26 protein-coding genes and 4 tRNA genes are annotated in these 25,771 nt (G+C 64.8%); 19 read left to right on the top strand and 11 right to left on the bottom strand.

Going from position 1 to position 25,771, the window contains the following annotated elements:
• The first annotated feature begins 11 nt into the window (after nt 1-11).
• From zipA to ACZ5BH_RS00290, 3 genes are read left to right on the top strand one after another with little or no spacing between them, the layout of a single operon-like run.
• Nucleotides 12-749: a cell division protein ZipA gene (gene zipA / locus ACZ5BH_RS00300; RefSeq protein ID WP_464889942.1), complete on the top strand. Its 738-nt coding sequence runs from the start codon at nt 12-14 to the stop codon at nt 747-749.
• On the top strand, nt 746-2,773 hold the full coding sequence (ligA, locus tag ACZ5BH_RS00295; protein ID WP_464889941.1) for an NAD-dependent DNA ligase LigA: 2,028 nt from the start codon (nt 746-748) through the stop codon (nt 2,771-2,773). The genes zipA and ligA overlap by 4 nt, the downstream gene beginning before the upstream one ends.
• 41 nt (nt 2,774-2,814) lie before the next feature.
• A complete protein-coding gene (locus ACZ5BH_RS00290) occupies nt 2,815-3,357 on the top strand; it encodes a lipid-binding SYLF domain-containing protein (protein ID WP_464889940.1) in 543 nt (180 codons plus the stop codon).
• Nucleotides 3,358-3,488: 131 nt separating this feature from the next.
• Here ACZ5BH_RS00290 and ACZ5BH_RS00285 read toward each other — a convergent pair whose 3' ends face one another.
• From ACZ5BH_RS00285 to ACZ5BH_RS00270, 4 genes are read right to left on the bottom strand one after another with little or no spacing between them, the layout of a single operon-like run.
• On the bottom strand, nt 3,489-4,295 hold the full coding sequence (locus ACZ5BH_RS00285; protein ID WP_464889939.1) for a peptidylprolyl isomerase: 807 nt from the start codon (nt 4,293-4,295) through the stop codon (nt 3,489-3,491).
• A gap of 37 nt (nt 4,296-4,332) precedes the next feature.
• A complete protein-coding gene (locus ACZ5BH_RS00280) occupies nt 4,333-4,632 on the bottom strand; it encodes a YciI family protein (protein WP_464889938.1) in 300 nt (99 codons plus the stop codon).
• Nucleotides 4,633-5,328: a septation protein A gene (locus ACZ5BH_RS00275; protein WP_464889937.1), complete on the bottom strand. Its 696-nt coding sequence runs from the start codon at nt 5,326-5,328 to the stop codon at nt 4,633-4,635. It lies immediately after the preceding gene.
• Between the two features lie 15 nt (nt 5,329-5,343).
• Entirely contained in the window at nt 5,344-6,072 is a 729-nt protein-coding gene (locus ACZ5BH_RS00270) for a hypothetical protein (protein WP_464889936.1), read from the bottom strand.
• 104 nt (nt 6,073-6,176) lie between these two features.
• Here ACZ5BH_RS00270 and ACZ5BH_RS00265 point away from each other — a divergent pair, with 104 nt between their 5' ends.
• From ACZ5BH_RS00265 to ACZ5BH_RS00235, 7 genes are all read left to right on the top strand, one after another.
• Nucleotides 6,177-7,055, top strand: a complete 879-nt coding sequence (locus ACZ5BH_RS00265; protein ID WP_464889935.1) for a PHP domain-containing protein — start codon at nt 6,177-6,179, stop codon at nt 7,053-7,055.
• On the top strand, nt 7,052-7,675 hold the full coding sequence (locus tag ACZ5BH_RS00260) for an L-threonylcarbamoyladenylate synthase (protein ID WP_464889934.1): 624 nt from the start codon (nt 7,052-7,054) through the stop codon (nt 7,673-7,675). The genes ACZ5BH_RS00265 and ACZ5BH_RS00260 overlap by 4 nt, the downstream gene beginning before the upstream one ends.
• Nucleotides 7,676-7,846: 171 nt before the next feature.
• Nucleotides 7,847-9,022 (top strand): tryptophan--tRNA ligase, encoded by a 1,176-nt coding sequence (locus ACZ5BH_RS00255; protein ID WP_464891227.1) that lies wholly within the window; start codon nt 7,847-7,849, stop codon nt 9,020-9,022.
• A gap of 20 nt (nt 9,023-9,042) precedes the next feature.
• Nucleotides 9,043-9,906 (top strand): segregation and condensation protein A, encoded by an 864-nt coding sequence (locus ACZ5BH_RS00250; RefSeq protein WP_464889933.1) that lies wholly within the window; start codon nt 9,043-9,045, stop codon nt 9,904-9,906.
• A complete protein-coding gene (gene scpB, locus ACZ5BH_RS00245) occupies nt 9,903-10,760 on the top strand; it encodes an SMC-Scp complex subunit ScpB (protein WP_464889932.1) in 858 nt (285 codons plus the stop codon). The genes ACZ5BH_RS00250 and scpB overlap by 4 nt, the downstream gene beginning before the upstream one ends.
• 8 nt (nt 10,761-10,768) lie before the next feature.
• On the top strand, nt 10,769-11,590 hold the full coding sequence (gene rluB, locus ACZ5BH_RS00240; RefSeq protein ID WP_464889931.1) for a 23S rRNA pseudouridine(2605) synthase RluB: 822 nt from the start codon (nt 10,769-10,771) through the stop codon (nt 11,588-11,590).
• A 65-nt stretch (nt 11,591-11,655) separates the two neighbouring features.
• On the top strand, nt 11,656-12,102 hold the full coding sequence (locus ACZ5BH_RS00235; RefSeq protein ID WP_464891226.1) for an RT0821/Lpp0805 family surface protein: 447 nt from the start codon (nt 11,656-11,658) through the stop codon (nt 12,100-12,102).
• A gap of 19 nt (nt 12,103-12,121) precedes the next feature.
• Here ACZ5BH_RS00235 and ACZ5BH_RS00230 read toward each other — a convergent pair whose 3' ends face one another.
• Nucleotides 12,122-12,550, bottom strand: coding sequence for a hypothetical protein (locus ACZ5BH_RS00230; RefSeq protein ID WP_464889930.1), 429 nt, complete (start codon nt 12,548-12,550; stop codon nt 12,122-12,124).
• Between the two features lie 88 nt (nt 12,551-12,638).
• Nucleotides 12,639-13,589 (bottom strand): GGDEF domain-containing protein, encoded by a 951-nt coding sequence (locus ACZ5BH_RS00225; RefSeq protein ID WP_464889929.1) that lies wholly within the window; start codon nt 13,587-13,589, stop codon nt 12,639-12,641.
• Nucleotides 13,590-13,811: 222 nt separating this feature from the next.
• Here ACZ5BH_RS00225 and ACZ5BH_RS00220 point away from each other — a divergent pair, with 222 nt between their 5' ends.
• Complete coding sequence (locus tag ACZ5BH_RS00220; RefSeq protein ID WP_464889928.1) at nt 13,812-14,882, top strand: thioredoxin family protein; 1,071 nt, start codon at nt 13,812-13,814, stop codon at nt 14,880-14,882.
• 257 nt (nt 14,883-15,139) lie between these two features.
• On the opposite strand, the gene ACZ5BH_RS00215 is transcribed toward ACZ5BH_RS00220, so the two are convergent.
• The 4 genes from ACZ5BH_RS00215 to ACZ5BH_RS00200 all read right to left on the bottom strand — a co-directional run bounded on the left by ACZ5BH_RS00215 (nt 15,140) and on the right by ACZ5BH_RS00200 (nt 18,568).
• Nucleotides 15,140-16,177, bottom strand: a complete 1,038-nt coding sequence (locus tag ACZ5BH_RS00215; RefSeq protein WP_464889278.1) for an IS481 family transposase — start codon at nt 16,175-16,177, stop codon at nt 15,140-15,142.
• 220 nt (nt 16,178-16,397) lie between these two features.
• Nucleotides 16,398-17,114 (bottom strand): UDP-2,3-diacylglucosamine diphosphatase, encoded by a 717-nt coding sequence (locus ACZ5BH_RS00210; RefSeq protein WP_464889927.1) that lies wholly within the window; start codon nt 17,112-17,114, stop codon nt 16,398-16,400.
• A gap of 338 nt (nt 17,115-17,452) precedes the next feature.
• Entirely contained in the window at nt 17,453-17,947 is a 495-nt protein-coding gene (locus ACZ5BH_RS00205) for a peptidylprolyl isomerase (protein ID WP_464889926.1), read from the bottom strand.
• A gap of 18 nt (nt 17,948-17,965) precedes the next feature.
• Nucleotides 17,966-18,568 carry a peptidylprolyl isomerase gene (locus ACZ5BH_RS00200; RefSeq protein WP_464889925.1) on the bottom strand — a complete coding sequence of 201 codons (603 nt, stop codon included), beginning with the start codon at nt 18,566-18,568 and terminating at the stop codon, nt 17,966-17,968.
• Nucleotides 18,569-18,701: 133 nt separating this feature from the next.
• Between ACZ5BH_RS00200 and cysS the strand changes: the two genes are divergently transcribed.
• Entirely contained in the window at nt 18,702-20,093 is a 1,392-nt protein-coding gene (gene cysS / locus ACZ5BH_RS00195) for a cysteine--tRNA ligase (RefSeq protein WP_464889924.1), read from the top strand.
• 42 nt (nt 20,094-20,135) lie between these two features.
• On the opposite strand, the gene folD is transcribed toward cysS, so the two are convergent.
• Complete coding sequence (gene folD, locus ACZ5BH_RS00190) at nt 20,136-20,990, bottom strand: bifunctional methylenetetrahydrofolate dehydrogenase/methenyltetrahydrofolate cyclohydrolase FolD (RefSeq protein WP_464889923.1); 855 nt, start codon at nt 20,988-20,990, stop codon at nt 20,136-20,138.
• A 166-nt stretch (nt 20,991-21,156) separates the two neighbouring features.
• On the opposite strand from folD, the gene ACZ5BH_RS00185 reads away from it, so the two are divergent.
• From ACZ5BH_RS00185 to clpX, 7 genes are all read left to right on the top strand, one after another.
• Nucleotides 21,157-21,233, top strand: a tRNA-Pro gene (locus ACZ5BH_RS00185).
• A 613-nt stretch (nt 21,234-21,846) separates the two neighbouring features.
• Nucleotides 21,847-21,922 (top strand) — tRNA-His (locus ACZ5BH_RS00180).
• 78 nt (nt 21,923-22,000) lie between these two features.
• A tRNA-Lys gene (locus tag ACZ5BH_RS00175) sits at nt 22,001-22,076 on the top strand.
• Between the two features lie 126 nt (nt 22,077-22,202).
• Nucleotides 22,203-22,287 (top strand) — tRNA-Leu (locus ACZ5BH_RS00170).
• A 37-nt stretch (nt 22,288-22,324) separates the two neighbouring features.
• Nucleotides 22,325-23,635 (top strand): trigger factor, encoded by a 1,311-nt coding sequence (gene tig, locus ACZ5BH_RS00165; RefSeq protein WP_464889922.1) that lies wholly within the window; start codon nt 22,325-22,327, stop codon nt 23,633-23,635.
• A gap of 66 nt (nt 23,636-23,701) precedes the next feature.
• Nucleotides 23,702-24,313, top strand: coding sequence for an ATP-dependent Clp endopeptidase proteolytic subunit ClpP (gene clpP, locus ACZ5BH_RS00160; RefSeq protein WP_464891225.1), 612 nt, complete (start codon nt 23,702-23,704; stop codon nt 24,311-24,313).
• Between the two features lie 114 nt (nt 24,314-24,427).
• Entirely contained in the window at nt 24,428-25,708 is a 1,281-nt protein-coding gene (gene clpX / locus ACZ5BH_RS00155) for an ATP-dependent Clp protease ATP-binding subunit ClpX (protein ID WP_464889921.1), read from the top strand.
• Nucleotides 25,709-25,771 lie beyond the last annotated feature (63 nt).

Genomic DNA, 25,771 nt, shown 5'->3' with positions numbered 1-25,771 from the left:
GGCGAGACGGCATGGACGAGCTGCGTGTCATCCTGCTGGTGCTGGGCCTGCTGCTGATCGGCGGGCTGGTTCTGCATTACCGGAGCGAGAATCGCATACCCATGATCCTGTCGCGCATCAAGGACTGGCTGGCCCGGCGCCGTGAGCCGTCGGCCCCGGACGAGATGGAGCACCTCTCGGCCCCGCTCGAGGACACGGAATCGCTCGGCCTGCGCGCCGCCGATGCCGACGAGCCGGACGTGGACGGGATCGGCCCCATCAGCGCCATTCCCGACGCCGATCCCCTCGACGGCGAAGTGCTGATCATCGCCCTCAACGTCATGGCCCGCGCCCCGCAGCGCTTTCACGGCCTCGACATTCTCAATGCCCTGCGCGAGACCGGTTTCGTGTTCGGCGAGATGAACATCTTCCACTATCGGCCCGAGGGGGCGGCACAGAGCCGGCCCCTGTGCAGCGTGGCCAACACGGTGGAGCCGGGGCGCTTCGACATCGAGCACATGGCCGAGCTGGAAACGCCGGGCCTGTCCCTGTTCATGCAACTGCCGGGGCCGCTGGAAGGGCGGGCCGCCTTCGACAGGGTGCTGCAGCTCGGCCGGGCCCTGGCCGAACGGCTCGATGGCGAGCTGTGCGACGAATCCCGTTCGGTGCTCACCCTGCAGACCATCGGCCACCTGAAGGAAAGCATCGAAAGTTTCCGCTTCCGTCAGAAAATGGCCAACCTGCGCCAGCACCGGAGCCCGGGTTCATGAGCGTACCGGCCGAGGTCAAACAGCGCGTGGAAGCGCTGCGCAAGGAGATCGAGCACCACAACTATCTCTACTATGTGCTCGACCAGCCCGAAATCAGCGACGCCGAATACGACCGCCTGCTGCGCGAGCTGCAGGAACTCGAGGCCCGCTATCCCGAACTGATCACCCCCGATTCCCCCACCCAGCGGGTCGGGGCCGAACCGCTCAAGGCGTTTGGCGAGGTGCGCCACGAGGTGCCCATGCTCTCGCTCAACAACGCCTTTTCCGACGAAGAAGCGATCGAGTTCGATCGCCGCGCCCGGGAGCTGCTGGGCGTGGCGGTGATCGACTATGCCGTGGAGCCGAAACTCGACGGCCTGGCCATCAGCCTGCTGTACCGGGACGGCCGTCTGGTGCAGGGCGCCACCCGCGGTGACGGTTATCGCGGCGAGGACGTGACCGCCAACGTGCGTACCATCAAGGCCATTCCCCTGCATCTGCGGGGCGAGGGCTGGCCGCCGGTGCTGGAGGTGCGCGGCGAGGTGATCATGACCAAGGCAGGCTTCGAGAAACTCAACGCCGAGCAGCGGCGCAAGGGCGAGAAGACCTTTGCCAATCCCCGCAACGCCGCCGCCGGCTCCCTGCGCCAACTCGACCCGCGCGTGACGGCCAGCCGGCCCCTGACCTTCTTCGCCTACGGCCTCGGCAAGGTGGAAGGGGGGGAACTCCCGGATCGGCACAGCCGGATATTGCAGCGCCTGCGCGAGTGGGGCGTGCCCATCAACCGCGAAGGCAAGGTGGTCGAGGGCATCGACGGCTGTCTGGCCTATCACCGGGCCATGCTGGAAAAGCGCGAAAGTCTGCCCTACGAGATCGACGGTGTGGTCTACAAGGTGGATCGGCTCGACTGGCAGGAGCGCCTGGGCTACGTGGCGCGCGCCCCGCGCTGGGCGCTGGCCCACAAGTTTCCGGCCCACGAAGAGATCACGAAGGTGGTCGACATCGAGGTGCAGGTGGGGCGTACCGGCGCCCTCACGCCGGTGGCCAAGCTCGAGCCGGTGCGCATCGGCGGGGTGACGGTGACTTCCGCCTCGCTGTTCAACCAGGACGAGATCGATCGCCTCGACGTGCGGATCGGCGACTACGTGGTGGTGCGCCGCGCCGGCGACGTGATTCCGCAGATTGTCAGCGTAGTCAAGTCCCGCCGCCGGGGCCGGCTGCGCAAGTTCCATCTGCCCGACAAGTGCCCGGTGTGCGGCTCGCCCACCTATCGCCCCCCGGGGGAGGCCGTGACCTACTGCACCGGCGGCCTGTACTGCCCGGCCCAGCGCAAGCGGGCGCTGGAGCACTTCGCCTCGCGCCGGGCCATGGACATCGAAGGCCTGGGCACCAAGCTCATCGATCAACTGGTGGACAAGGGGCTGGTCAAGGACCCCGCCGATCTCTACCAGCTGACGAAGGAACAGCTCGTGGCCCTCGAGCGCATGGGCCCCAAGTCGGCCGACAACCTCCTGGCCCAGCTCGAGAAGAGCAAGGCCACCACGTTGCCGCGATTCCTCTACGCCCTCGGCATCCACGACGTGGGCGAGGTCACCGCCCAGACCCTGGCCGAGCATTTCGGCAGCCTGGAAGCGCTCATGGCGGCCAGCGAGGAAGACCTGATGGCGGTGCCCGACGTGGGGCCGGCGGTGGCGGCCAGCATCCGCCAGTTCTTTGCCCAGAAACACAATCGCGAGGTGATCCGCCGTCTGCGCGAGGCGGGGGTGCACTGGCCTGACATCACGCCGAGAAAACCGGAAGAACTGCCTTTGGCCGGCAAGACCTTCGTGCTCACGGGCGCCCTGGCCAGCATGACCCGCGACGAGGCCAAGGAAAGCCTGCGCCGGCTGGGCGCGAAGGTCAGCGGCAGCGTCTCGCGCAAGACCGATTACGTGGTGGTGGGCGAGGACCCGGGCAGCAAGGCCGACAAGGCCCGCGAACTGGGCGTGACCATGCTCGACGAGGAGGCCTTCCTCCAATTGCTGCGCGAGCACGGCGCCGTTTGACAAGCCGCGTACCGCCACAACCCCGAGACGAGGAGAATCGCATGCACCGGATGATGGGACGACTGTTGATCCTTTCCCTGCTGCTGGCCCTGACGCTGCCGACCCGGGCCGGCTGGGATCCCGGCAAGGCGGAAAAGGAACGCAAGGCCGCCGAACAGGCGAAGGCCCTGTTCCTGAAGAAGGATCCGGGGCTCAAGCGGTTCTTCGATGCGGCCTACGCCTACGCCATCTTTCCCCATGTGGGCAAGGGCGGGATCGGCATCGGCGGGGCCTATGGCAGCGGCCTGGTGTACCGCCAGGGCAAGGTCATCGGCCGGGCCAGACTGTTCCAGGCCACCATCGGTTTTCAGCTTGGTGGCCAGGTGTTCGCCGAGCTGATCTTCTTCAAGGACAAGGCGGCTTTCGACCGCTTCAGATCCGACAGGCTCGAGTTCACGGCCGAAGCCTCGGCCGTGGCCATCACCGCCGGCGCCTCGGCCAAGGCCGACTACAGCGACGGGGTGGCGGTCTTCACCCTGGCCAAGGGAGGGCTGATGTACGAGGCCGCCATCGGCGGCCAGTCGTTCACCTTCAAACCGCGGTAGGCCAGCGCAAGCGCAGCGGAGCCGGCCTGCATCAGGGGGAGAACCGGCAATAGGGTCATCCCGACAGGTCGGCACCAAACAAAAAGGGGATGCTGCAGCATCCCCTTTTTCGCGACCGATGTGGCGATGTGCTACTTCTTGATCTCCACCTTGGCCTGCTGGCGCAGCTTGCCGACGTATTCCTGAAGCTGCCGGGTGCGCATCATCGACTTGAGTTGGCCCTTCACCTGGTCGTAGGCCGGCGGCGTGGCCTTGCGGCTGTCTTCCAGCTTGATCACGTGCCAGCCGAACTGGGTCTTCACCGGCGTGCGGGTGTATTGGCCCTTCTTGAGTTTCTTCACGGCATTGGCGAATTCCGGCACCATCTGATCGGGCTTGAACCAGCCCAGATCGCCGCCTTCGCTGGCGCTCGGGCCGGTGGACTTGGCCTTGGCTACCTCGGCAAACACCGCGCCGTTGTCCAGTTCCTTGATCACGGCCTTGGCCTCGTCCTCGGTCTTGAGCAGGATGTGACGGGCCTTGAACTCCTGACCGCTCATGGCTTTTACGGCCTTGTCGTATTCCTTCTTCACGTCGGCATCGGCGATGGGATGCTGTTTGCTCAGCCGCTGGACGTTGGCCTGGATCAGGATGTTGCGCTTCATCTGTTCGATGGCGAACTGCACGTCCGGATCCTTGGCCACGTTGTTTTTCACGGCGTCCTGGTACAGCAGTTCCCGGTTCACCAGTTCATTGATGACCTGGTCGCGGTTGACGGTCTGATGGCTCTTGCCGGCTTCGCGCTGACGCTGGCGCAGATACATCTCGTAGACCTTCTGGGAAATGGGTTTGCCATTGACGGTGGCCACGGGCTTGTCCCCGGCGGCCTGGACGGGCGCGGCCAGGGGCAGGGCCATGAGCAGGGCGGTGGCGATGAGGGTGCGTGTGGTCTTGTGCATGTGTCTCGGGTTCCTGGTTGACGTATGGAGGGGGATTTCAGGGCAGCACTTTCCTGAAGGGTTTGACGGTCACCCGGGCATAGACGCCGGCGGCCACGTAGGGATCGGCGTCGGCCCAGGCGCGGGCTTCCTCGAGGGAAGGAAACTCGGCCACCACCAGCGAACCGCTGAAGCCGGCCGGGCCGGGATCCTCGCTGTCGATGGCCGGATGCGGCCCGGCCAGGATCAGGCGGCCTTCGGCCTGCAGGGCCTGGAGCCGGGCAAGATGATCGGGACGCGCCGCCAGACGGCGTTCGAGGCTGTCCGGCTGATCTTCGGCAATGATGGCGTACAGCATTCAGTGCTCCTTTTCCGCGCCGAGTTCCGCGGTGGGGGTGTCTTTCGGTTCGGCGTCCACCGGTTTGGCATGGCGGGCCAGATACACGGCCTGGCCGAGGATGAAGAGGATGGTCAGGCCCAGCATGCCGAACAGCTTGAAGTTGACCCAGCTTTCCTCGGCCGCATGGGCCCGCTGGCACAGGCGCAACAGTTCGCCCTGCTGGGTACTCAGGCAGGTGTCCACGTCCAGGGCCGTGCCGGCGGCGGTGAACAGGGCCCGTTCGGCCTCGAAATAGAAACCGGCCACGTACAGGTTGGCCAGGCCCATGAGCACGAAGAAGACCACCCAGCTGAAGTTGAGCCGCTTCCACACCGTGGCCGGCACGGCGATGGCATGGCCCATCATGCGCTCCACCAGGGTGCGTTGGCCGATGAAGTGGCTGGCCAGAAAGGCCAGGCCGAAGGCCCAGTTCACCGCCGTGGGCTTCCACATGATGAAGGTCTTGTTCTCGAACAGCAGGGTGGCGCCGCCGAGCACCAGGATCAGCGCCAGGGTGATCAGGTGCATCTTCTCGAAACGCCGGTGGCGGTGCCAGTACACGCCCACCTGCAGCAGCGAGGCGCCCATGGCCACGCCCGTGGCCACGTAGATGCCGTAGAGCTTGTAGGCAAGGAAGAACAGCAGGATGGGGAAGAAATCGAATAGCAGTTTCATGGGCAGGGAAAACAGTCAGTGCAGGGTCGGATGGTTGGTCAGCCGGTAGTATTTTTCCATGATCCGCCGCACAGGTTCGGGATAGCCGCTGGCCGCCATCTGTTGCATGCCCTCCTCGAAGAAGCCCGGCGCGTCCTCGGGCAGCCGGTGCAGGAGCTGCTCGAAGGCCTGTTCCATGATCTCCGGCTGATGGCTGCGGGTGGCCACGATGCCGTAGTTGAGATTGAGGATCCGCCAGGGGCGGGCCGGATCGCTGCGATCCCGGTCGGCGCGGATGGCCGGATCCACCGCTTCGACGATTTCCCGGTAGACGTGGGTCAGCTCCGCGAGAAAGGCCGGATCCTGGTGGCTGTTGGCTACCTTGGACAGCGAATCCACCAGAGGTTCCGCCAGCGGCAGCGGCCCCAGGTGGCGGGCCGCCCACACGCCCCAGGTGACGATGATCTCGTCCAGGGCCTCGCGCATGTCGCGGTATTCCAGGGCATCGGCCCAGGCCAGCAGTTGTTCGAGCAGGGCGAAGCCGGTGCGTGACAGTTCGCGAAAGTCGCTGTCGCCGCTGGGCGGGGTCTGCTCCAGATGCTCGAGCAGGGCGGTGAAGTGGCGCAGGCTTTCGCACACCGGTGCCAGCGGCGGCAGGGACACGGTTCGTTCGCTGCGCGCCGCCGTCTGCTGCAGGGTGGCGCACACGTCCAGCATGGCCTGGATCAGCTCCGGCAGATCGATGTCCAGATTGGCTTGGGCCATGGGCGGGCTTGAAGCGGCTCCTGCGGCGAAAAGGGGAAATCGGCTGCCACTTTACCACAGCCGGCGGCCACCGGCAGGGGCCGGTTTGCCGGTATAATGCCCCGATGTCCACGCCCTGCCACGATCTCCACTGTCATTCGACCGCTTCCGACGGCACGCTCGCGCCAGCGGCCGTGGTGCGTCGCGCCGCCACCCGCGGGGTGGACGTGCTGGCCCTGACCGATCACGATGCCACGGCAGGGCTCACGGAGGCCGCCGCCGAGGCCCGGCGCACCGGCGTGCGCTTCGTGCCCGGCATCGAACTGTCGGTCACCTGGAGCCACCAGACGGTGCATATCGTCGGGCTCGGCATCGATCCGGCGGACGCCGATCTGGCCGCCGGCACGGCGCGCCTGCGGGATTTCCGCGACTGGCGGGCCGCGGAAATCGCCCGCCGCCTGGCGAAGCACGGCATCCCCGGGGCCCTCGAGGGCGCCCGCCGCTTCTGCAAGGGCGCCATCCTCAGCCGCACCCATTTCGCCCGGTTTCTGGTGGCGCAGGGGCAGGCGAAGGACGTGCGTCAGGTGTTCCGCCGTTTTCTGGTCAAGGGCAAGCCGGGCCACGTGCCGGGCCAGTGGGCCAGCCTGGAGGAGGCCGTGGGCTGGATCCGGGGAGCGGGCGGCCTGGCCGTGATCGCCCATCCCGCCCGTTACCGGTTCAGCGCCACCCGCCTGCGCCAGTTGCTGGGAACCTTCCGGGAACTGGGCGGCGCCGGCCTCGAGGTGGTCTCCGGCAGCCACAGCCACGACGACAATCTGCGCATGGCCCACCTGGCCCGCCAGTTCGGTCTGCTGGCCTCGGCCGGCTCCGATTTCCACGGCCCCGAGAACGCCTGGTACGAACTGGGCCGCCTGCCGGCCCTGCCCGAGGGCTGCCGGCCCCTCTGGCACAGCACCGCCTGGCAGGCGGCCACCGGGCTGTTGCCGGCCGCGGAGGCCTCGTGAGCCAGTTCTTCCAGATCCACCCCGACAATCCCCAGCCGCGGCTGATCCGCCAGGCGGTGGAAATGCTGCGCCAGGGCGCGGTGATCGTCTATCCCACCGATTCGGCCTATGCCCTGGGCTGCCACCTGGGCGACAAGAAGGCGCTGGACCGAATCCGGGAAATCCGCCGGGTGGACGACAAGCACAACTTCACCCTGGTCTGCCGGGATCTGTCCCAGGCCGCCACCTACGCGAAGATGGACAACACCGCCTACCGGCTGATCAATGCCCACACGCCCGGGCCCTATACCTTCATTCTGCCCGCCACCCGCGAAGTGCCCCGGCGTCTGCTCCATCCCAAGCGGCGCACCATCGGCATCCGCATCCCCGACAACCGGATCGTCCGGGCCCTGCTCGAGGAACTCGGCGAGCCGATCATGAGCAGCACCCTGATCCTCCCCGGCGAAGAGATGCCCCTGACCGACCCCTACGAAATCCGCGAAATCCTGGAACACCAGGTGGATCTCGTCATCGACGGCGGCTACTGCGACCTCGAACCCACCACCGTGGTCGATCTCACCGGCGACCTGCCCCAGGTGGTGCGCCGTGGCAAGGGCGATCCGGGGCCGTTCGAGGCATGAAGGAAGCGGTCGAGCCGATTCCGCAATCACGGTATAATCCCGGCCTCTTCCACGAATGAAAACCGATACGGTCTGCATGAAACCGTCCGTCACGCGGCCACCGCCGCGGCCTGTTTCCGGGAGCCTCCATTGAACACCTTGCCCAACCAGCCACCGCGCGTGCTGTCCGGCATGCGGCCCACCGGTGCCCTGCACCTGGGGCACTATCACGGCGTGCTCAAGAACTGGGTGCGCCTGCAGCACGAGTACGAATGTTATTTCTTCGTCGCCGACTGGCACGCCCTCACCACCCACTACGAGGATCCGCAGATCATCGCCCCCAGCGTGTGGGAGATGGTCATCGACTGGCTGGCGGTGGGGGTCAATCCCGGTTCGGCCACCCTGTTCCTCCAGTCGAAGGTGATGGAGCATGCCGAGCTGCACCTGCTGCTGTCCATGATGACGCCCCTGGGCTGGCTGGAGCGGGTGCCGAGCTACAAGGATCAGCAGGAAAAGCTGCGCGACCGGGATCTGGCCACCTACGGCTTCCTCGGCTATCCGCTGCTGCAGAGCGCCGACATTCTGATCTACAAGGCGGGCCTGGTGCCGGTGGGCGAGGACCAGGTGGCGCACGTGGAGCTGACCCGCGAGGTGGCGCGGCGTTTCAACCATCTGTATGGCCGCGAACCCGGCTTCGAGGAGAAGGCCGAGGCGGCGATCCGCAAGATGGGCAAGAAGAACGCCAAGCTCTACAACAGCCTGCGCAGGAAATACCAGGAACAGGGCGACGAGGAGGCCCTGGCCACGGCCCGCGCCCTGCTCGAGGGTCAGCAGAATCTCACCCTGGGCGACAAGGAGCGCCTGTTCGGCTATCTGGAAGGCGGCGGCCGGATCATCCTGCCCGAGCCCGAGGCGCTGCTCACGCCGGCATCGAAGATGCCGGGGCTGGATGGTCAGAAAATGTCCAAGTCCTACGGTAACACCATCGCGTTGCGCGAAGATCTCGACCAGATCGCCGACAAAATCCGCAAGATGCCGACCGATCCTGCCCGCGTCCGGCGCACCGATCCGGGGAATCCGGAAAACTGTCCGGTGTGGAAACTGCATCAGGTATACTCGGACGAAGAGACCCGGCAATGGGTGCGGGAAGGCTGCACCACCGCCGGCATCGGCTGCCTGGACTGCAAGGCGCCCGTCATCGAGGCGGTGCGGGCCGAGCTGGAACCCATCCAGGCGCGGGCGAAGGAATACGAACAGGATCCCGGCCTGGTGCGCAACATCGTCAGCGAGGGCACGGAGAAGGCCCGTGACGTGGCGCGCCAGACCATGATCGAGGTGCGGCAGGCCATGGGGCTGGAATACCGCTGAGGCGGGAATCGGAGCAACGGATGACAGGCAGCGAAGAGAGCGTCGCGGAGGCCGCCCCGCCCCGGCAGGAAGAGATGCCCTTCGCGGTGGTGCAGGGGGAGGCCATCACCACCCTGCCCAAGGATCTCTACATCCCGCCGGATGCGCTGGAGGTGTTTCTGGCCGAGACCTTCGAGGGCCCGCTGGATCTGCTGCTGTACCTCATCAAGCGCCAGAACCTCGACATCCTCGATCTGCCGATCGCCGAGATCACCCACCAGTATATGGAATACGTGGAGGTGATGAAGGATCTGCATCTGGAACTGGCCGGCGAATACCTGGTGATGGCCGCCATGCTGGCCGAGATCAAGTCGCGCATGCTGCTGCCCCGCCCGGCCGAAGCCGAGGAAGAAGAGGGTGATCCCCGCGCCGAACTGGTGCGCCGACTGCAGGAATACGAACGCTACAAGCAGGCCGCCGAAGACATCGATCGCCTGCCGCGGGTGGGGCGCGAGATCTTCCCCACCGCCGTGGCGGCGCCCGAGCTGAAGTCGGTGCGCAAGCCGCCGGAAGTGCGGTTGCAGGACGTGCTCGACGCCTTCCGTGACGTGATGCGGCGGGCCGCCATGTACGAGCACCACCACGTCACGCTGGAACCGCTGTCGGTGCGGGAACGCATGTCCATCGTGCTCGATCGGGTGCGCAGCGATCGCTTCATCGAATTCGGCCGGCTGTTCACGGTGGAAGAGGGGCGCAGCGGCGTGGTGGTGACCCTGCTGGCCCTGCTGGAGCTGATCAAGCAGAGCCTGATCGAGCTGGTGCAGACGGAAGCCTACGGCCCGATCCACGTCAAGGCCGTCGCCACCGGCACGGTCGAGGCGGAAACCGACGGAAACGAGTCATGAACGAACCCGAACTGAAGCGGATCATCGAGGCCGTCCTGTTCTCGGCCGACGAGCCCCTGAGCCTCAAGCAGCTGCAGGGCCTGTTTCCGGAGGAGAGCGGCCCCGATCGGGACGCCATCCGGGCCGCGCTGGAAGAGATTGCCGGCGACTGCGCCGATCGCAGCATCGAGCTGCGGGAGGTCGCCAGCGGCTGGCGCTTCCAGGTGCGGGAACAGTATGGCCAGTGGGTGTCCCGCCTCTGGGAAGAGAAGCCGGCCCGCTATTCCCGAGCCACTCTCGAGACCCTGGCGCTGATTGCCTACCGCCAGCCCATCACCCGCGGCGAGATCGAAGAGGTGCGCGGGGTCAGCGTCAGCAGCCAGATCATCAAGAGCCTCCTGGAGCGGGACTGGATCAAGGTGGTCGGGCACCGCGACGTGCCCGGCAAACCGGCCCTCTACGCCACCACCCGTGCCTTTCTCGACTACTTCAACCTCAAGAGCCTGCAGGATCTGCCGCCACTGGCCGAATTGCGCGACATCGACGCCATCAACGCTGAACTGGCGCTGGAAGCGCCGGAAGGCGGGGAGGGCCCCGAGGCCGCGACCGGCGAAGAAGCCACGGATGAGCCTGGACAGGCCGGCGGCGAAGGCGACATCCTGAAAGCCGAAGCCGAAGCCGAAGCCGAAGCCGAAGCCGAAGCCGAAGCCGAAGCCGAAGCCGAAGCCGAAGCCGAAGCCGAAGCCGAAGCCGAAGCCGAAGCCGTGGAAGCGCCAGTGGGGGAGGAGACCGGACCGGCCGGCGAGATGCCGGCCGGTGCGGAAGCGACGGAAACCGCCGAGGAGGAAAGCGCCCCTCTGACGGCCGAACGCTGACCCTGGCCATGGACGAAAAGATCCAGAAGGTGCTGGCTCGCGCGGGCCTGGCTTCGCGCCGCGAGGTGGAACGCTGGATCGTGCAGGGCCGGATCCGGGTCAACGGCAAGCCTGCCCGGCTCGGCGATCGGATCGGCCCCCGCGACAGGATCACCCTCGACGGCAAGGGCCTCACCCATCTCTGGCACACCCCCCGCGCCCGGGTCATCGCCTATCACAAGCCGGTGGGCGAGGTGTGCACCCGCAAGGATCCCGAAGGCCGGCCCACCATCTACGATCATCTTCCCCCCCTGCCCAACGGCCGCTGGATCGGCATCGGACGCCTGGATCTCAACACCTCCGGCCTGCTGCTTCTGACCACCGACGGCGAACTGGCCAACCGGCTCATGCATCCCTCGCGCGAGGTGGAGCGTGAATACGCCGTGCGCGTGTTGGGCGAGGTCAGGCCCGAGGATCTGGCGGCCCTGCAAGCGGGCGTGGAGCTGGAAGACGGGCTCGCCCGCTTCGAGCGGATCCAGGATGCCGGGGGCAGCGGCAGCAACCACTGGTATCACGTGGTGCTGCGTGAAGGGCGCAACCGCGAGGTCCGCCGCCTGTGGGAAGCCCTGGGCTACGCCGTCAGCCGTCTGATCCGGGTGCGCTACGGCAACGTGGAACTGGGGCGGGCCCTGCGGCCCGGCAGGTGGCGCGAACTGTCTCCCGCGGAAGTGGCCGAACTGCGCCGCCTCGCGGGGCTGCCTGCCGAGGTGCGCCAGAGTCGTTCGCCCGCCCGCAGGAAGTCTCGCCAGACGCCAGCCCGCCGCCGGGCTGTTCGCCGCCGCCGGGCTTGAAACGCCGCCGAGCGGTGCCCATAACCTGAAATACTCACTCGCTATTCCAGGAGGGGAAGATGAACATGCGTGCCTTGCTGTTGACGGGGTTTCTGGGGCTGGCCGTGGCGCTCGGCGGTTGCGCCACCCGCGAGGAGGCCGGTGCCGTCACCGGTGCGGCCATCGGCGCCACGCTCGGCGCAGCCGTGGCCGGGAAACACGACCGGGGGCTGGCCATCATCCTCGGCGCCATGGCCGGTGCGGCCATCGGTTCCACCATCGGGCGCTACATGGACGAGCAGGATCGGATGCGCACCTCCCTGGTGTTGGAGAAGAACCGCACCCACCAGTCCTCCACCTGGGTCAATCCCGATACGGGTTACCGCTACACGGTCACGCCCACCCGCACCTTCGAGACGGCCGAGGGCCCCTGCCGCGAATTCACGCTGGATGCCGTGATCGGCGGCAAGCGACAGGAAGTGTACGGCACGGCCTGCCGCCAGCCGGACGGCAGCTGGAAGGTGGTGAAATAAGCGCCAGAACAGCCGGCGATCAGCCGGCTTTCTTGAGCTGGTGCTTGGAGCGCAGGATGTAGGGTTTCAGCTCGCGGGGAATGTTGAGGTATTCGCTGAGCAGGATCACCACCTTCGGGGTGCTGCCGGTGGCGATCGCCTTGAGCAGTTCGATGTTGGCCTTCTTCTCCAGCTCCGCGTCGAAGTCGCGCAGGATGTACACCCCGTAGTGCTTGCTGTTCTCGATGTACCTGAGTTTCTCGGTGCCGGTCTGGGTGCGGGGGATCACGATGTGATCCGCGCCGATCCGGCGCATGCCTTCCTCGGGCGGGGCCTGGTAGAAGGCCTTGTTGCTGAACCGGCTCACCTGGATGAACAGATCCATGACCCGATCAGTGTCATAGGATTCGATGGTGATGATCCGGTACTTCGATTCGAGGATCTTCTCCAGCTGGTGCAGATAGTCCATCCGCCTGTCTCCTCTCCGTCGGCCACGGTCTGAGTATAACCGCTCGTTTGGGCCCGTGCGGCCGCGAAACGTGACCGGTTTCCCGTTTTCAGCCGTTGGCTTCCTGAATACGCAGTTCCGGCTGGTGGCTCGCCACGCAGTTGCGTCCGGCTTCCTTGGCCTGATAGAGGGCGGCGTCCGCCTTGCGGAACAGATCCTCGGGGCTGTCGCCCGGCGTCAGGCTGGCGGCGCCGAAACTGGCGGTCAGCTTCAGCCGGCCCCGTTCACAGTCGAAGGTGACCTGTTCCACGGCCCCGCGGATCCGCTCGGCGACCAGCGCGGCGTCCTCGCGGTTGGTGCCGGTGAGCAGGATCACGAATTCCTCGCCGCCATAGCGGAACACGATGTCGGAGCTGCGCAGGTTCTCGCTGATGGTCTGGCTGAACTGGCGGAGCACTTCGTCACCGGTGGCGTGGCCATACTGATCGTTGATGGCCTTGAAGAAATCGATGTCGGCGACGATCAGCGACAGGGGCGTCTGGTTGCGGTGGGCCAGATCCACCTCGCGGGCCAGCATGTTGTCCATGGCCGTGCGGTTGTTGATGCCGGTGAGCGGATCGATCTGGGCCGAACGCAGGGCACGCTGGTACCAGATGGCGTTGCGCAGCGGGTAGATGAGCTGGCTCAGCAGGTTTTCGATGGTCTGCAGTTCGCTTTCCGCGAAGCGATCTCGGCGGCTGAAGACCAGCTCACCCAGGTACTCGCCGGCCAGCTTCAGGCGGTAGGCGCAGGTGTGGGCCCGGCGGGAGCCGAATTGCAGCTCGGCCTCGAGCGGCGGATAGGTGAACGCGGCGCCGTCGAAGCGGAACCGTTCGGCCGCCGCCTCAAGGAAATAGTTCAGCACCGTCTCCAGCTCGAGCGAGGTCTGCAACAGGCCAGCCAGTTTCAGGGTCTGCTGGAGTTCGTCCGGGGCGACGCCCAGGTGGCCCAGATCGGCGGCGAGATCGGCCGAGGAAGCCAGCGAAGCGTCCTGATTGTCGGTATTGATATGTGTGGCCATAGTCGGCACCCTGTTGTTCACACGTGGTAGCGCATAACATGCGAATTGCGTGCCAAAAGTGAGCATTTTAAAAACGCAATCAAAAACAACAACTTGCAAATACTATCTCATTCTGCGCCTCAATCTGTCAAAAAAATGTCGGCACTTTGCGGCGCGTTTCGAGTCTGAAATCCTGGAAACCGGCGCCCGTGGGGGGCGCCGGTAACGCCTGCGGAGGAGATCATGACCCAGCACAACCCGGAAATCACCCCGAGTCGGCACCCCCTTGGCCGCTGGCTGACCGCCCTGTGGCTGATTCTTGCCGGGGCGGCAAATGCGGCAAGCCCCGAGTCCAGTCTGGAGGCCGGTTTCGTCAATCCCGGCTACGAGGAGAAGCCCGAATGGTTCAAGAACTCGTTTCTCGACCTTGGCGAAGACGTGGCGGAGGCCCGGGCGGCGAACAAGCGGGTGATGCTCTATTTCTATCAGGATGGCTGCCCCTATTGCGCCAAGCTGCTGCGGGTCAACTTCAGCACCCGATCCATCGTGGACAAGACCCGCAAGCATTTCGACGTGATCGCCATCAACATGTGGGGAGACCGGGAGGTCACCGATCTGGACGGGGAGGTGCTGACCGAGAAGCGGTTTGCCGAGAAGTGGAAGATCATGTTTACGCCCACCATCCTGATCCTGAATCCCCAGGGCCAGGTGGCGTTGCGGATCAATGGCTACTACCCGCCGGACAAGTTCGAGGCCGCGCTCGACTATACCGCGCAGGGGCTGGAGAAACGCCTGTCCTTCCCCGAGTACTATGCCCGGAAGAATCCGGTGAAGGCCACCGGCAAGCTGCATGCGGAACCGTGGATCCTGCCCCCGCCCTACGATCTGGCCCGCCTGGCGAAGGCCGACAAGCCCTTGCTGATCCTGTTCGAGCAGGAAGTCTGCCGCACCTGCGACGAATACCACCAGGACATCTTCCAGCGCCCCGACACCCGCAAGCAGCTCGCGCGTTTCAACGTCGTGCGCCTGGACATCTGGTCCGACATGCCGCTGGTGGATCTGCAGGGACGCAAGACTACCGCCCGTCAGCTGGCCCGGGCCATGAACGTCAAGTTCACGCCCACCCTGGTGATGGTGGACGGCGGCAAGGAAGCCTTCCGCACCGAAGCCTACCTGCGCGCCTTCCACCTGCAGTCGTCACTCGACTACGTGGCCTCCGGCGCCTACCGCAAGCAGCCCAACTTCCAGCGCTACATCGCGGCCCGTGCCGACCGCCTGGAAGCGCAGGGGATTCATGTGGATCTCTGGAAATAGGCTGATGTTGGGTTGGGTGGAAGAAACACGGAGGACACGGAGGCACGGAGAACACGGAGGTTCTGTTTTCGGCAGGTTGCGAGCCACCTCAAGCCCATAGCGAATGAGGCTGACCCAAATGGCTGTTTTCAAAATAGCGGATCACCCGCATAAAACAGGCACGCCTACCAGACAGACGCACAACACCCGTAATCTGTAGTAGTTCAGACTTGATCTGACAGTTACCGGTTTTTCCGGGGGCGACTGTCAGGTCAAGCTCAGCCTACGAACTTCTCCTGCCAGATTTTCTTGCCGTCCTCCAGCGTTGCCATGGGGGTACGCCCACAACACATCTTGCCCTGGTGGGTTCGTTCCGTATTGTAGTACTCCAGCCATTCATCCAGGTCGGCCTGGAGCGATGCCAGATTCTCATAGAGTTTCTTCCGGAAGGTCACCTGATAGAACTCCTGGAGAATGGTCTTGTGGAACCGCTCGCAGATCCCGTTGGTCTGCGGAGATTTGGCCCGGGTTTTCGTGTGGTCGATATCATTGACCGCCAGGAACAGCTCATAGTCATGGGTGTCGGGCCTGCCGCAGTATTCGGTACCCCGGTCAGTGAGGACCCGCAGGACAGGCAGGCCCTGGGCTTCGTAGAAGGGCAGTACCCGGTCATTCAGCAGGTCGGCGGCCGTAATCGGCGTCTTGGTTGTGTACAGCTTGCAGTGGGCCACCTTGGCGTAGGTGTCCACGTAGGTCTGCTGGTAGATACGGCCTACCCCCTTGAGGGTGCCCACGTAGAAGGTATCCTGTGAGCCCAGGTAGCCGGGATGGGCAGTTTCGATCTCGCCGTGGTTCTCCTCGTCGAGTTTCTTCTTCTCCAACGCCTGGACCTGGGCTTCCGTCAGAATCAGCCCTTCTTCGGCGGCCATCTTCGCCTCCAGGGCCTTCAGGCGGCTCCGGAAGTTGGCCAGCTCGTGGCGCAGCCAGATGCTGCGCACGCCGGTGGGGGAGACGAAGATCCCCCGTTTGCGCAGTTCGTTGCTGACTCGGACCTGGCCATGGGCCGGAAAATCAATGGCATACGCCACCACCGCCTCTTCGACCTCCGGCGCCACCCGGTTCTTGGGGTTCGGGCGCCGACGGTCCGGCTCCAGCAGGGCATCGATTCCGCCTTCCTCGACCGCTTTCTGATACCGGTAGAAGGTATCTCGGGACAGCCCCATGATCTTGCAGGCTCGAGAGACGTTTCCCAATTCCTCGGCCAGATTCAGCAAGCCGAGTTTGTGTTTGATGATTCGTTCGCTACTATGCAACATGAGGGTTACCTCCGTCGTGTTTTGATTGGGTTGGGTTCGCACCCCCATCAAAACCGGTAACCCTCACTTTTTCAACTGTGAGGTGTCAGATCGGGTCTGAACTAATACACGTAATCTGGTTTGATACCCAGTTTGTTTTCCAATCAAAACAAACGCCGTGTTCTCCGTGCCTCCGTGTCCTCCGTGTTCTTTCCATCTCGCTTCGGAAAGAAATCCGCTTCTACAACGCCCGCAGCCGGCAGCCTTCGGTATCGCATTCGAGCACGCTGCCCTGTTCATACCAGTCGCCGAGGACGATGCGCCGGGCCGGCTGGCCGTCCAGCTCGAGATCGTGGATGGCGGGGCGGTGGGTGTGGCCGTGGATCATCTGGCGCACACCGGCTTCGCGGAAGGCGCTGGCCACGGCCTCGGCGTTCACGTCCATGATGGCTTCGCTCTTGCCGGCCATCTCGCTCATGCTCATTTCCCGGAACTGCCGGGCCAGGGCCAGGCGTTCTTCCGGCGATTTGGCCAGCACGTCCGCTTGCCAGTCGGGATTGCGCACCATGGCCCGGAAGCGCTGGTATTCCACGTCGTCGGTGCACAGGGTGTCGCCGTGCAGCAGAAGGGTGGGGGTGCCGTAGAGATCCGCCACGTGGGGTTCGGCGAGCAGGGTGGCGCCGCTCATGGCGGTAAAGGCCTCGCCGAGCAGGAAGTCGCGGTTGCCGTGCATCACGTAGAGGGGCACGCCGGCGTCGGCCAGCCGGTGCATGGCCTCGATGGCCTGGGCGTAGGCGGGCAGGACCATGTCGTCGCCCAGCCAGACCTCGAACAGATCCCCGAGGATGTACAGCGCCTCGGCTTCGCGGGCCGCGCCCTCCAGGAAGCCGATGAAGGCCTCGCCGATGGCCGGGCGTTGCTCGCTGAGGTGCAGATCGGAGATGAAGAGGGTAGCCATGAGGGCTTCGTGCCTGTAGTGAAGATTGATCGGTATTTCGGAACAGCTATCTACCAGGGCGCCAAAATATTATTAACCAGATCGTTGCAAAAAATCGGCGCTGTAGGTCGGGCTTTAGCCCGACATGTCGGCCTGAAGGCCGACCTACAAGGGCACGACTGGATTTCACTTTTGGAGACTTCCGCCGTAGGGCGGCTCAAGCGCAGCGGAGCCGCCATGTCGGGATGACACGATTTTGCCGGCTCCGCTGCGCTTGAGCCGGCCTAGCCCTTGGAACCTTGGAACAGGAAGATGTCGTGGAACTCGTAACGGAGATTTGTCCCCATCGACCTTGTAACCTATTCCTCGACTTCCACCGATTCGATGATCACGTCTTCCTCGGGCACGTCCTGGTGATAGCCCCGGGTGGTGGTGGGCACGCCCTTGATTTTGTCCACCACGTCCATGCCCTCGACCACCTTGCCGAATACGCAGTAACCCCAGCCTTCCGGGGTGGGGGCGCGGTGATCGAGGAAGTCGTTGTCGGCCACGTTGATGAAGAACTGGGCGGTGGCCGAGTCGGGGTCGGGGGTGCGGGCCATGGCGATGGTGCCACGGGCATTGGACAGGCCGTTGTCGGCCTCGTTCCTGATCGGGGCGCGGGTGGGTTTCTCCCGCATGCCGGGCTCCATGCCACCGCCCTGGATCATGAAGCCGTCGATGACACGGTGGAAAATGGTGCCGTCATAGAAGCCTTCCTTCGCGTATTGGAGGAAGTTGGCGACCGTCTGCGGCGCCTTGTCGGCGTCGAGTTCGAGGACGATGGTGCCGTGGTTGGTGTGCAGTTTGATCATGAAAGCGTTGCCTCGGAATCAGGGTTTGGGGGCCGCAGGGGCGGGGTCGTTGAGCAGGGTCATTTTTTCGATGATCACCGGTTCGCGCGGTGCATCCTTGGGGAAGGGGCCGCCGGGGCCGGTGTCCACGCTCTTGATCTTGTCGACCACGTCCATGCCCTCGACCACCTTGCCGAACACCGCATAGCCCCAGCCGCGGGGGGTGGGGCTGGTGTGGTCGAGGAAGGGGTTGTCCTTGACGTTGATGAAGAACTGGGCGGTGGCCGAGTGGGGATCCATGGTGCGGGCCATGGCGATGGTGCCCCGGGTGTTCTTCAGGCCGTTGTCGGCCTCATTGGGGATGGGGGCGCGGGTGGGCTTGCGCTGGTAGTCGGGCGTGAAGCCGCCACCCTGGATCATGAAGCCGTCGATTACCCGGTGGAAGAGGGTGCCATTGTAGAAACCCTCGCGCACGTAGCGCAGGAAGTTGGCCACGGTCTTCGGCGCCTTCTCCGGATAGAGTTCGAGAACGAAGCTGCCGAGGCTGGTGTCCACCTTGACGCGGGGGTGGTCGGCGGCCTGGAGGGCCGGGGCGAGAGTGAGGGCCAGGCCCAGCAGAAGGAATCGGGTGAGTCGTTTCATGATGGCGGGTACCGTTTTCGCAGATTCGGGATGGCAGGATGATAATGGGTTTGCCGCGGCGGGGAAAGCGGGGAATCTGGAGCCTGCTCCCGGATGCCGGTACACTAGCGCCTTTTCCTTGCCGGGGACCCGCATGCTGAAGATTCACAACTCCCTGACCCGCCGGCTCGAGCCCTTCCGGCCCATCGATCCCGAAAACGTGCGCATGTACGTGTGCGGCATGACCGTCTACGACATGTGCCACATCGGCCACGCCCGGGTGCTGGTGGTGTTCGACGTGGTGTTCCGCTACCTGCGCCATCTCTACGGGCCCGAGCACGTGACCTACGTGCGCAACATCACCGACATCGACGACAAGATCATCCAGCGGGCCAACGAGCGCCACGTGGACATCGATACCCTCACGGCCCGGTACATCGACGAGATGCACAGGGACGCCGAGGCCCTGAACGTGCTGCCGCCGACCTTCGAGCCTCGCGCCACCCGCCACATGGCCGACATCATCGAGATGATCCAGACCCTGCTGGACAAGGGTTACGCCTACCGGGCCGACAACGGCGACGTCTACTACGACGTGAGCCGCTTCGAGCACTATGGCCAGCTTTCGGGCAAGAATCCCGAGGATCTGCGTGCCGGGGCCCGGGTGGCGGTGGACGAGGCCAAGGCCGATCCCCTGGATTTCGTGCTCTGGAAGGCCGCCAAGCCCGGTGAGCCGAGCTGGGATTCCCCCTGGGGGCCGGGCCGGCCCGGCTGGCACATCGAATGCTCGGCCATGTCCACCCACTGCCTGGGGCACCATTTCGACATTCACGGCGGCGGCCTGGATCTGCAGTTCCCCCACCACGAGAACGAGATCGCCCAGTCGGAGGCGGCCACCGGCGAGCCCTTCGTCAACGTCTGGATGCACGTGGGCTTCGTGCGGGTGGACGAGGAGAAGATGTCCAAGTCGCTGGGCAACTTCTTCACCATCCGCGAGGTGACGGCCCGCTATCAGCCGGAGGTGCTGCGCTATTTCATTCTCACCAGCCAGTACCGCAGCCCGCTCAACTATTCCGACGTGCAGCTCGAAAACGCCAAGGGCGCCCTGACCACCCTCTATACCGCCCTGCGAGGCATCGAACCGGCCGGCGAGGCCGATCTGGACGAGCCCCTGGCGGAGAAGTTTCTCGCCGCCCTGGACGACGATTTCAACACCCCCGAGGCGCTGGCGGTCCTGTTCGAGCTGGCGCATGCCATCAACCGCGTCCGGACCGACGATCCCGGCGAGGCCGGCCGGCTCGCCGCGCTGCTGATCCGGCTCGGCGGCCTGCTCGGCCTCCTGTATCAGGATCCGGAAGCCTTCCTGCGCGGTGGTCCGGCCGCCGGGGGGCTGTCCGACGAGGAAATCGAAGCCCTGATCGCAAAGCGCACCGAAGCGCGGAAAAACCGCGATTTTGCCGAGTCGGACCGGATTCGGGATGCGCTGCGCGAACAGGGGGTGATACTGGAAGACGGGCCTGAAGGAACCACCTGGCGGCGGGAGTGATCCCTGACAGGCGGTTGAAAAACGCGGTTTTTCAACCGCCTGTCAGTCGTGGAAGCGTTCCGCCGCCTCCAGGGTGTTCTGCAGCAGGGTGGCGACGGTCATGGGGCCCACGCCGCCCGGCACGGGAGTGATCCAGCCGGCCCGCTCCCGCGCCGTGTCGAATTCGATGTCGCCCACCAGCTTGCCTTCCGGCGTGCGGTTGATGCCCACGTCGATGACCACGGCGCCGGGCTTGATCCACTCGCCCTGCACGATCCCCGGCTTGCCCACGGCCACCACCACGATGTCGGCGCGGGCCACGTGGGCGGGCAGATCCCGGGTGAAGCGGTGGCAGGTGGTCACGGTGCAGCCGGCCAGCAGCAGCTCCAGGCCCATGGGCCGGCCCACGTGATTGGAGGCGCCCACCACCACCGCGTCCTGGCCGCGGATGGGCTGGCCGGTGGACTCGAGCAGGGCCATCACCCCGCGAGGAGTGCAGGGCCGCAGCACCGGCACCCGCAGGGCCAGGCGCCCCACGTTGTAGGGATGGAAACCGTCCACGTCCTTGTCGGGACGGATGGTTTCGATGACCGTCTCCGTGTCGATGTGCATGGGCAGGGGCAGCTGGACCAGGATGCCGTCCACCCGCTCGTCGCGGTTGAGTTCCTCGATCAGGGCCAGGAGGGCCTCCTGGCTGATCGACTCGTCCAGATCGTGCGCGAAGGAGACGATGCCCACCTCCTCGCAGGCCCGGCGCTTGTTGCGCACGTAGACCTCGGAGGCCGGATCCCGGCCGACCAGGATCACGGCCAGGCCGGGGGGGCGCTTGCCGGCGGCGACGCGAGCCTGAACCTGCTCGCGAACACGGTTGCGGAGCTGGGCCGCGATCGCCTTGCCATCGATGATTTGCGCACTCATGAAACCACCAGAACCTCGAAAAGACGGAAAAAAAGAGGGCGAATGATCGCACGGTTCGCAGCCCCGTGCCAGAGGGCGCCGGGCGGCCGGCCGCAGCGGGTCGATTGATTTTTGCCGGATCGGTCCGTATTATCGCGCTCCTGTCGCGGATCGCCCGCAATGGCAGCGGGGTATAGCGCAGTCTGGTAGCGCGCCTGCTTTGGGAGCAGGATGTCGGGGGTTCGAATCCCTCTACCCCGACCAAACGTAGTGGCGAGGGGCGAGGAAAGGCGATCTGGGCTTCGATTTTCTTCCCCGGGAGCGGCCCGGGTTGCCGGTCGGCGGAAACGCCAGACAGCCGGGCTTTCAATTCGGGGGCGGGGGGCATAAAATCCCGCTTCCGGCTTCGGCCGGTGATCAGGCGCCCGTAGCTCATCTGGATAGAGCATCGGCCTTCAGCCACGCAGCCTGCTGCGTGCCAGGAGCCTCGGCGGGGAAACGAAACCCGCCGAGTGGACTGCACTGTATCGGGGAAGCCTTAACAGATCGCGCTGATGGTAATCCCGAGGAAACCCGTGGCCGTCTGCCGACGGTCCGGGCGCACCGAAGGCCCGGCGCAGGCCGGGGGTAGGGCGTCCGAGCGCGAAGCCGTTCGTCGCGGGGATCCGTAGAGGCCATACGTGCAGCACCTGCAACGGTGAAGAGATGGTCCAGACCCCAAATGCCCCCCGCGGGCAGCCGCGAAAGCGGTAGCGGGTACGCTAAGCCGAGGGTAGCAGGTTCGAGTCCTGCCGGGCGTGCCAGACAACATCGTGGAACGAAGCCAGGGTCGCCTCACCTCGTCCCTCGCCACTCGTCCCTTGCCCCTTTTGCAATGGTGGCTGTAGCTCAGTTGGTAGAGCCCTGGATTGTGATTCCAGTCGTCGTGGGTTCGAGTCCCATCAGCCACCCCATCTTTCGCCCGCGCCCCGGCAGGGGCGCGGGCTTGTCTCCTGTCGGTGAATGTGCTGAAATAGGCGGCCTTGGTTTGCGGGCCGTTAGCTCAGTTGGTAGAGCAGGAGACTCTTAATCTCTTGGTCCGGGGTTCGAGTCCCTGACGGCCCACCAGAACAATCCCTGAAAAAGGCCATCCTGAGGATGGCCTTTTTTTGTGCACCGGTCGCCTGCGCGTGTCAGACTCCGCGGCAACCGGTATAATTTTGTCATTCAAGCCAGGAACCTCCCTGAACATCGGCGAAAGTGGCGGAACTGGTAGACGCGCTGGATTTAGGTTCCAGTGGGGCAACCCGTGCGAGTTCGAGTCTCGCCTTTCGCACCAGACACGATACCAACCCAACTTTTCATGAGGATTTGCAATGCACGTTTCCGTTGAACCCGCAGACGGCCTGAAGCGCCGCATGACCGTGGCCGTTGAAGAGGAGCGCATCGACGAGGCCGTCCAGGGCCGCCTGAAGGATCTGAGCCGGACGGTCAAGCTCAAGGGCTTCCGCAAGGGCAAGGTGCCGCTGAAGGTCGTCCAGCAGCATTACGGCGCCCAGGTTCGCCAGGACGTGATCGGCGACGTGCTCCAGTCCAGCTTCTACGAGGCCGTGGAGCAGGAGAAGCTGCGCCCGGCCGGCACCCCGGACTTCGAGCCCAAGTCCCTTGAGCCCGGCCAGGGGCTCGAATACGTGGCCACCTTCGAGGTCTATCCCGAGATCGAACTGGCCGATCTGTCGCAGGAAACGGTCATCAAGCCGGTGGTGGAGATCACCGAGGAAGACGTGGACGCGATGATCGAGAACATCCGCCAACAGAACATGACCTGGGAAGCGGTCGATCGGCCGGCGGAAGAGGGCGACAAGGTTACCGTGGACTTCAAGGGCACCGTCGAGGGCGAACCCTTCGAGGGCGGCGAGGGCACCGACATGGAAGTGGTGATCGGCGAAGGCCGCCTGATCAGCGGCTTCGAGGACGGCCTCAAGGGCGTGAAGGCCGGTGAGGAGAAGACCCTGGAGCTGACCTTCCCCGAGGAGTATCACGTCAAGGAACTGGCCGGCAAGCCGGTGCAGTTCGCCATCAAGGTCAAGAAGGTCGAGGCGCCCAAGCTGCCCGAGGTGGACGCGGAGTTCGCCAAGTTGCTGGGCGTCGAGGACGGCGATCTGGCCAAGATGCGCGAGGAGATCCGCGCCAACATGCAGCGGGAACTGGACAGCAAGCTGAGCGGCAAGATCAAGGGCGCGGTGATGGACATGTTGCTGCGCAGCCACGAGTTCCCGGTCCCCGAGGCGCTGGTGGCCCAGGAGGCCGAGGCCCTGGCCCGGCAGATGCAGGACAACTTCGCCCGCCAGGGTTTGCGGGCCGAGGATCTGAAGCTGGAGCCGGGCATGTTTCGTGACGAGGCCGAGCGGCGCGTGAAGCTGGGCCTGCTGCTGGCGGAGATCGTCAAGGCCAAGGATCTCAAGGTGGATCCGGAGCGGGTCAAGGCCAAGGTGGAGGAGATCGCCGCCCCTTACGAGCACCCGGAAGAGGTGGTAAAGTGGTACTACGCCGATCCGCGCCGTCTTGGCGAAGTGGAGTCCCTGGTGTTCGAGGAGCAGGTGGTCGACTGGGTGCTCGAACAGGCCAAGGTGGAAGAAAAACCCCAAACATTCAACGAGATAATGAATCCCAAGGCTGCTGCCTGAGGCCGGCCCGGGGATTCTTTGGGCATTAAAGGAAACCATTCCGTGACCGATAAAATCATTGACAGCATGCCTGCGGCGATCCGCAGCCAGCTCATCCCCATGGTGGTCGAACAGACCTCCCGCGGGGAACGGGCCTACGACATCTACTCCCGGCTGCTCAAGGAGCGGGTCATCTTCCTGGTGGGGCCGGTCGAGGATCACATGGCCAACCTGGTGGTCGCGCAGCTGCTGTTCCTGGAGTCGGAGAATCCGGACAAGGACATCCACCTGTACATCAATTCCCCCGGGGGATCGGTGACGGCGGGCCTGTCCATCTACGACACCATGCAGTTCATCCGGCCCGACGTGAGCACCATGTGCATCGGGCAGGCCGCCAGCATGGGCGCCGTGCTGCTGGCGGGAGGCGCCAAGGGCAAGCGCTATGCGCTGCCCCATTCACGCGCCATGATTCATCAGCCTCTGGGCGGGTTCCAGGGCCAGGCGGCGGATTTCGAGATCCATGCCAAGGAAATTCTGGAGATCCGGGAACGATTGAACCGGATCCTTGCCAAACATACGGGACAGCCGATGGAGCGAATCCAGAAGGACACGGATCGGGACTTCTTCCTCAGCGCCGAGGAGTCGGTCGAATACGGCCTCATCGACGAGGTGATGGTGTCCCGCGGCGGCGGCGAGTGACCGCCTTGCCCCGACAAACGGCAGGGATACTTTAATATATACCTTGCAGAACCTTGAAATCAGGGCAAAATAGACGCATGGTAGGAACGACGCGGAGCGACCAGAGGTAACATCATGAGCGACGACAAGAATTCATCGGGCGACAACGGGAAACTCCTGTACTGCTCGTTCTGTGGCAAGAGCCAGCACGAGGTCCGCAAGCTGATTGCCGGCCCTTCCGTGTTCGTCTGCGATGAATGCGTCGAACTGTGCAACGACATCATCCGCGAGGAAGTCCAGGAACAGTCCGGCGGCGGCGCGGGCAGCAAGCTCCCCACGCCCCACGAAATCAACGCCATTCTCGACGAGTACGTGATCGGCCAGGAGAAGGCCAAGAAGGTCCTCTCGGTGGCGGTCTACAACCACTACAAGCGCCTCGAGTCCGGCCAGAAGCGGGACGACGTGGAGCTGTCCAAGTCCAACATCCTGCTCATCGGGCCCACCGGCAGCGGCAAGACCCTGCTGGCCGAGACCCTGGCGCGGCTGCTCAACGTGCCCTTCACCATCGCCGACGCCACCACCCTCACCGAGGCCGGCTACGTGGGCGAGGACGTGGAGAACATCATCCAGAAACTGCTGCAGAAGTGCGACTACGATGTGGAGAAGGCCCAGACGGGCATCGTCTACATCGACGAGATCGACAAGATCTCCCGCAAGTCCGACAACCCCTCCATCACCCGCGACGTGTCTGGGGAGGGCGTGCAGCAGGCCCTGCTCAAGCTCATCGAGGGCACCGTGGCCTCGGTGCCGCCCCAGGGCGGACGCAAGCACCCCCAGCAGGAGTTCCTGCAGGTGGACACCTCCAACATCCTGTTCATCTGCGGCGGCGCCTTCGCGGGGCTCGACAAGATCATCCGCGACCGCTCCGAGAAGGGCGGCATCGGCTTCGGCGCCGAGGTCAAGGGCAAGGACGAGCAGAAGACCGTCTCCGAAGTGCTCGGCGACGTGGAGCCGGAGGATCTGACCCGCTACGGCCTGATCCCCGAGTTCGTCGGCCGCCTGCCGGTCATCGCCACCCTCGAGGAGCTGGACGAGGCGGCCCTGGTGCAGATCCTCACCGAACCCAAGAACGCCCTGACCAAGCAGTACGCCAAGATGTTCGAGATGGAGGGCTGCGAGCTGGAGATCCGCGAGGATGCCCTGCGCGCCGTGGCCCGCAAGGCCATGGAACGCAAGACCGGCGCCCGCGGCCTGCGCTCCATCCTCGAACACGTGCTGCTCGAGCCCATGTACGACCTGCCCTCCATGGAGGGGGTCGAGAAGGTGGTCATCGACGAATCGGTGATCACCGGCGAGGGCGAACCGCTCTTTATCTACGAAGGCTCGGAACCCCGGGCCGCCTCCGCCGAAGAGTGAATCACGAAGGGGTATCAATCGATACCCCTTTGTTTTTCATGACAATTTTCCGGCCGGCCCCTT

The organism is Thioprofundum lithotrophicum, assembly GCF_055387065.1.
This window is presented reverse-complemented; position numbering and strand designations above follow the sequence as displayed.